General features: G+C 66.4%; 1 protein-coding gene. It reads right to left on the reverse strand.

The annotated features are described in order from the left end of the window. A partial coding sequence (locus tag AX702_RS11780) for an outer membrane beta-barrel protein (protein WP_066779787.1) occupies nt 1-853 on the reverse strand: 853 nt, incomplete at its 3' end. Between the last annotated feature and the right edge of the window lie 119 nt (nt 854-972).

The following is a 972-nucleotide window of genomic DNA, read 5'->3' on the forward strand; positions in this document are numbered from 1 at the left end:
GGCGGGCTTCCTGCTCGATCGACGCGGACAGCCTAGTATCCGTCCGCCCCGAAGCACCGACGCGAACCGTCGCCACGTCGCCCCGGAAGGCGGCAAAGGTTATCTGCGTGCGGGCGCGCGGCGTCCATGTGACCTGGCCATCCAGCGCAAAGCCGGTGTAGGGCTTCAGCAGCGGATCGTCTGGCTCTGATCGAAACACGCCGACGCCCATGCTCCCGCGGATGCGCGCGTTAACTTCGCGACTCGCGCCCAACAGCGCGCCATAGGTCGTCACATCACGATCGACGCCACCGAAATCCCGGCGGAGATCCGCATCCCGGCGGGTGACGAACCCCTGCAGGAAGAAGGCCACCGGCGCGGCCGGTTGCCACGTGGCGCGAACCGTGCCGCGATACACACGCAGGTCACGGTCCCGCTCCGCCGGATCGAGGAAGTCGATCCGGTCCGCACCGGGGGACAGGCGGAACGAGACATCGCCCGCGCGCGCGGTATAGCCAAGCTCGGCTGACAGCGTGTTGATCTTGCGCGGCGGTACCGTCGTCGGTGCACGCGCCTCCGGATCCGATCGAGGCTGCACTGCCCGATCGAATTTAAACGCTGCATCCAGCCCGTGCTGCGCCGAAAACCGCGCCGCGCCATCCAGCATCAGTCCAAACAGGAAAGCGTCCTCACGCGTCACGCTGACATGCTGGCGCGCTTCGGCATACGCCACGCCGTGGGCAGACAGGCCGGCGTCCTGCAACGTCATCTCCACCGAGGGCCGCAGGACGAAGATACCGTCATCCTGGCCGTTGCGCGACGTGGCATAGACGTTCGTATCGTAGATTGCCGACCCATCGACCGAGATCAGCATCTCCGCCGGCCCCACATGGTGAACGATCGGTTCAAATCCGGGGCGCGGCAGATTGGCTGGAGAACCACCGCGCCGCGGATTTGAACCGATCGTTCACCATGTGGGGCCGGCGGAGATGC

The sequence above is a fragment of the Sphingomonas sp. CCH5-D11 genome, from assembly GCF_001557395.1.
Taxonomy (GTDB): Bacteria; Pseudomonadota; Alphaproteobacteria; order Sphingomonadales; family Sphingomonadaceae; genus Sphingomonas.